Raw genomic sequence first — 6,000 nt, forward strand, 5'->3', positions numbered from 1 at the left:
TAGATTAACGCGGGTAATCAATGCGCTGGCAGGGGAGTGTCTGTCGGGGCTGGAGCAATGGCTGTTTCCTCCCCATATCTCTCCCCAGGTCTCTCTGCCGGCAGAACCGAAGTGATGGATGATATGACGCGCAGACCCCAAGGTGTGGCCGCGACCGACATTGCGATTGTCGGCATGGCCGCGCATTTGCCGGGGGCGGGCGATATCAATGCCTTCTGGGACAATCTGCGCGCCGGGGTGGAATCGATCCGGGTGCTCTCACGCGAGGAATTGCTGGCGGCGGGGGAAAGCGCTTCCAGGATGGCGCGGCCGAATTATGTGCCCTCGGCCGCCGTGCTGGACGGGTTCGAGACATTCGATGCCGAGTTCTTCGGCTTTTCCCCGAAAGAGGCGGCAATCCTTGATCCGCAGCACCGCCAGTTCCTGGAGGTCGCCTGGGAGGCGCTGGAAAATGCCGGCCACCCGCCCGAGGCCTTCCCCGGCTCGATCGGGGTCTGGGCCGGCTGCGGCATGGGATCGTATTTCTATTTCAACCTTTGTACGAACCCCGATCTGGTCGAAGAGACCGGCATGTTCCTTCTGCGCCATACCGGCAATGACAAGGATTTTCTGGCCACCCGCGCCAGCCATATCCTTGATCTCAAGGGCCCTTCGGTCAATGTGCAGACCGCCTGCTCGACCAGCCTTGTCGCCGTACATTACGCCTCGCAGGCGCTGCTGAACGGCGAATGCGACATGGCGCTGGCGGGTGGGGTGACCATCGAGCTGCCCCATGCGCGGGGCTATCTGTTCCAGGACGGTGAGATCCTGTCGCCGGACGGGCATTGCCATGCCTTTGACCACCGGGCGCAAGGGACGGTGTTCGGCTCGGGCGCGGGCTGTGTGGTGCTGCGCCGCGCGGTCGATGCGATCCGGGACGGCGATCATATCTGGGCGATCCTGAAGGCGACCGCGATCAACAATGACGGCGCCGCCAAGGCGGGCTATCTCGCGCCCTCGGTCGATGGCCAATCGGCCTGTATTGCCGAGGCCCAGGCGCTGGCCGGGGTCACCGCAGATACGGTGACCTATATCGAATGCCACGGCACCGGAACATATCTCGGCGACCCGATCGAGGTTGCGGCGCTGACCGATGCTTTCCGCGAGACGACGGATGCGGTGGGCCATTGCCGCATCGGCTCGGTCAAGACGAATATCGGCCATCTCGATACAGCGGCGGGGGTTGCCAGTCTGATCAAGGTGGCGCTGTCGCTGCATCACCGCGAATTGCCGCCGAGCCTCGGCTATGAGGCGCCGAACCCGTCGATTGATTTTGAGACCTCGCCCTTTCGCGTCAATGACCGGCTGGTGCCCTGGCAGGCACCGATCCTGCGGGCAGGCGTCAACAGCCTTGGCGTCGGCGGCACGAATGCCCATGCGGTGCTGGAGGAGGCGCCTTTGCGGCTGGCATCCGAGGACAGCGACTGGCCATTCCAGCCGCTGGTGATCTCGGCCCGCTCGAAAGCTGCGCTGGAGGGCCAGGCTTTGCGACTGGCCGCCCATCTGCGCGCCCATCCTGACCAGAAGCTGGCCGATATCGCCTGGACCCTGAAAGAGGGCCGCCGCGCCTTCGAGAAGCGCCGGGTCATCGTGGCGGAAAGCCATGATCAGGCGGCGGGCCTGCTGGAAGGCGCCAATCCGCGCCTTGTCTTCAACCATGACCATCTGGGCGACAACCCCGAAGTGGTCTTCATGTTCCCCGGTGGCGGCGCGCAATTTGCCGGCATGGCCCGCGATCTTTACGAGACCGAGCCGGTCTTCCGCGACTGGATGGACCGGGGCCTCGCGGTGCTGGAGCCGCAGCTGGATTACGACATCCGCGCGCTCTGGCTGCCCGAGAAGGGCGCCGAAGAGGCGGCGGATCAGGCGCTGAAAAAGCCCTCGGTGCAGCTGCCGCTGATTATGATCACCGAATTCGCGCTGGCGAAGCTTTATGAAAGCTGGGGCGTCACCCCCGCCGCGCTGATCGGCCATTCGATGGGCGAGAACACCGCCGCCGCTTTGGCGGGCGTGATGAGTTTCGAGGATTGCATCGGTCTTGTCCTGCTCCGCGGCCGGCTTTTCGACAGCGTGGCGCCGGGGGGGATGCTTTCCGTGCCGCTGCCCGAGGCGGATCTGGGGCGCTACTGGGCCGATGATCTCGATATGGCCTCGGTCAATGCGTCGGGGCTTTGCGTGGTCTCTGGCCCGGATGCGGCGCTTGACGCTTTGGCGGCGCGGCTGATGGTGGATGAGGTCGAGACGCAGCGGATCGCGATCAACATCGCCGCCCATAGCCGTATGCTCGATCCGATCCTGGAGGATTTCGGCGCCTATCTGCGCGGCATCCGGCTGTCGGTGCCGCAAATCCCGATCATCTCGAACCGCAGCGGCGCGGTGCTGACGGATGCCGAGGCGACCAGCCCCGATTACTGGGTCGCGCATCTGAGGAATACGGTGAATTTCCGTGCCGGGCTGGCGGCGCTGATGGCGGTTCCGGGCCGCGTCTATATGGAGATGGGGCCGGGCCGCGCGCTGTCTTCGCTGGCGGGGGCGAACGGTGTGGCGCCGGGCCAGGTGGTGCCGGCTTTGCGTCATCCGGAACAGAGGATCGCCGATGATGCCTGGCTGATCGGCTCTGTCGCGCGGCTCTGGGCCTGCGGGGTTGCGGTCGATTGGGGCCAGATCTGGGGTGGGCGGGCGCGTCAGCGCGTGGCGCTGCCCGGCTATGCCTTTCAGCGCAAACCGTTTTTTATCGCACCGGGTGAGGCGGCGCCGGCCCAGGCAGAGCTGCCGGCGCGGATCGAAGATCTCGCGAACTGGGGCTGGAAGCGCCATTGGTCGCCGGCGCTTGCCGGGTTTGACATTGACGATCTGGACGATCTCGCCGCGGCAAGCTGGCTGGTCTTTGCCGATGATGCCGGGCTTTGTGCGGCGGCTGCCACGCGGTTGCGCGAGGCCGGGCATCGGGTGATCCTTGTGACCCCCGGCGACAGTTTCCGCCGCCAGAGCGAGGACCGCTATACACTCGCGCCCGAGCGCGGGCTGGAGGGGTATGAGGCGCTGATCCGCGATCTGGCTGGGCGCGGCATCGCGCCGGCGCATATCCTGCATGGCTGGCTGGTGACCAGGGATGAGAGTTTCCGCCCGGGCTCCAGCTTCGCGCAGAGGCTGGTTGAGCAGGGGTTCTGGTCGGCGTTTTTCCTTGTGCAGGCGCTGGCGGGGGAGAACCTCGCCGGAGAGGCCTTTGTCGGGGGTGTCAAGCTGACCTTCCTGACCAATGGCGCGGCGGCGGTGAAAGGCAGCCGGCCCGGCTGGCCGGAAAAGGCGCTCTTGCGCGGGCCGGTGCTGGTAGCGGCAAAAGAGCTGCCGGGGCTGGCGCTGGCGCAGCTGGATCTGGAGCTGCCGCAGCTGCGGCGCGGTGAGGCGCTGCCGGAGGCGCTGGTCGCGGCTGTGATCGAAGAGGCGCTGTCTGCGGGCGGTGGTGTCGCCGCCCTGCGCGGTGCGCGGCGCTATGGCGAAGGCTTGCGCCCGGCGCCGCTGCCGGAGGCGGGCTTTGATTTTCCCGATGGCGCGCATGTGCTGATCACCGGCGGCTTTGGCGGCATCGGCCTGACCCTGGCGGAAGAGCTGATCCGGCGGCACCGCGCGAAGGTGACGCTGATCGCCCGCTCGCGCCTGCCCGAGGGCGCGGCGCGGCGGGCCTGGCTTTCGGGCCATGCGCCCGGCGATGCGGTCTCGCGCCGGATCCTCGCGGTGGAACGGCTGGAGGCGCTGGCGCAGGAAAGCGGCGGCAGCATCGCGCTGGCTTCGGCCGATGTGGCCAATCTCTTCGAGATGCGGGCGGCGGTGGAGGCGGCGGCCCTGCACTCGGGGCCGGTGGATGTGGTGATCCATGCGGCGGGGATGGTGGCGGATGGGCCGATCCTCGGCAAGGATCCGGCCAGGGTAGAAGAGGTTTTTGCCCCCAAGCTGCACGGCACCGGGGTGATCGACCGGCTGTTCCCGGATGGGATGCTGAAGCTTCTGGTGCTGTTTTCCTCGACCTCGACGGTGACGGGGCCGGCGGGGCAGGTCGATTATGTGGCGGCGAATGAATATCTGAATGCCTTTGCCGAGGCGCGGGCCGGGGGTGCAACCCGGGTGGTGGCGCTGGATTGGGGGATCTGGCAGGGCGTCGGCATGGCTGCCGAGAGCCTGTCGGACCGGCTGGGTCGCGAGGAGACGCCGGAGGTGCCGGTGCGTCAGCCGATGCTGCGCAGGGCGGGCTTTGATGCCGCCGGCAACCGGCTGTTTACCGGCGTCGTGGAGTGCGGGCAGTGGATTTTTGATGGCCACCGCACCCGGGAAGGCCAGGCCTTGCTGCCGGGAACCGGCTATCTGGAGCTTGCGGCTGAGGCCTGGGCTTTGCAGGAGGGCGGCGACGGGGCGGCGCCGGGGATCGGCGCGGGGTTCGGGATCCGCGATCTGACCTTTTTCGCGGCGCTGGATCTTGCCGAAGACGAGCGCCGGGCGCTGCGGGTGCGGCTGCGCCGCAGCGATGAGGGGTATGATTTCGAGGTGCAGACGCTTGTGCCCGCTGGTGGCCGCGAGGGCTGGGCGACCCATGCCACCGCGCGGCTTCTTGCTCTGACCGCAGAAGAGGCCGCGATCGCGCCGGGGATCGACCCCGGCGCGATCGCCGCGCGGCTTCGCGCGCCCGAGGCAGGCAGGCCGGCGGAGGGCGGGGACAGTGCTGCGGGGGCGGAGGCCTGGCTCGCCAGTCCGCAGGAGGCCTTTCTGGACTTTGGCCCGCGCTGGCGGGTGCTGCGTTCGCGTGTCTTTGGTGCGGGCGAGGGGCTTGCGTTTTTGTCGCTGCCGGTGGCGTTCCGGCAGGAGGCGGTGGAGGGGGGCGGAACAGCCACCCTTCAGCAGGACGCAGCGGAGAGCTGGCTCTTGCATCCGGCGCTGATGGATCTGGCGACTGGCTGGGCGATGGATCTGATCGCGGGCTATCAGCCGGACCGGCTCTGGGTGCCGCTTTCCTATGGCGCGGTGCGGGTTTTCGCGCCGCTGACAGCCGGGGTGATCAGCCATATCCGCAATGCGGACGACAATCGGGTCGACCGGCCGACTGCCGTTTTCGACATTACCCTCGCCGCCCCGGATGGCCGTGTGCTGGTCGAGATCGCGGGCTTCACCATCCGGCGGCTCGATGCGGCTCTGGCTTTCCCGAAACCCGATCCGCGCCTGCTGGAGGCACCGGAAGGGGGCCCCGCGCGGGCGCTGTCGCCGGCCGAAGAGCGGCTGATGCTGGCCTTACGCCAGGGCATCCGTCCTGAAGAGGGCGCCGGGGTTTTCGGCCGCGCGGTGAATGCAGGCCTGTCGCAGGTCCTGGTCTCGTCGCTGGATCTGCCGGCGCTGATCCGCCAGACCGCTGCCATTGTCGCGGCCCGTAAATCCGGCCAGAGTTTCGAGCGCCCGGATCTCGACACGGATTACATCGCGCCGCGCGACGATATCGAGCGCAGCCTGACCGGGTTCTGGCAGGATCTGCTGGGGGTCTCCCAGGTGGGGGTCGAGGATAATTTCTTTGACCTTGGCGGCCACAGCCTGATCGCGGTCAGGCTTTTTGCGATGGTGAAAAAGACCTGGTCGGTCGATTTCCCGATCTCGGTTCTGTTCGAGGCGCCGACCGTGGCGGCCTGTGCAGGGCTGATCCGCGAGGCGGCCGGTATCGTCGGCCTGCCGGAGGCGGGCGGTGGCGATGCGACCCCGGCGCCGGATCAGGGCGGCGCTGCGACGGGGACGGGCGCGCTGGCAAAGGCGGTCAAACCCGCGCGCCGCTTTACCCATCTGGTGCCGATGACGCCGGAGGGCGGCCGCAATGTGGGGCAGAATGCGGGGAAAACGCCGTTCTTCCTCGTCTCCGGCATGTTCGGCAATGTGCTGAACCTGCGGCATCTGGCGCAGCTGGAAGGGCGCGACCGACCGTTTTACCCT

Annotated in this window: 1 protein-coding gene; it reads left to right on the forward strand. The window is 67.6% G+C overall.

Annotated elements, in window-relative coordinates; genetic code table 11:
- Positions 1-123 precede the first annotated feature (123 nt).
- Positions 124-6,000 (forward strand): type I polyketide synthase (locus DRF71_RS01370; protein ID WP_112309905.1); only part of this gene is annotated, 5,877 nt, incomplete at its 3' end.

The sequence above is a fragment of the Pseudogemmobacter bohemicus genome, assembly GCF_003290025.1.
Classification (GTDB): domain Bacteria; phylum Pseudomonadota; class Alphaproteobacteria; order Rhodobacterales; family Rhodobacteraceae; genus Pseudogemmobacter; species Pseudogemmobacter bohemicus.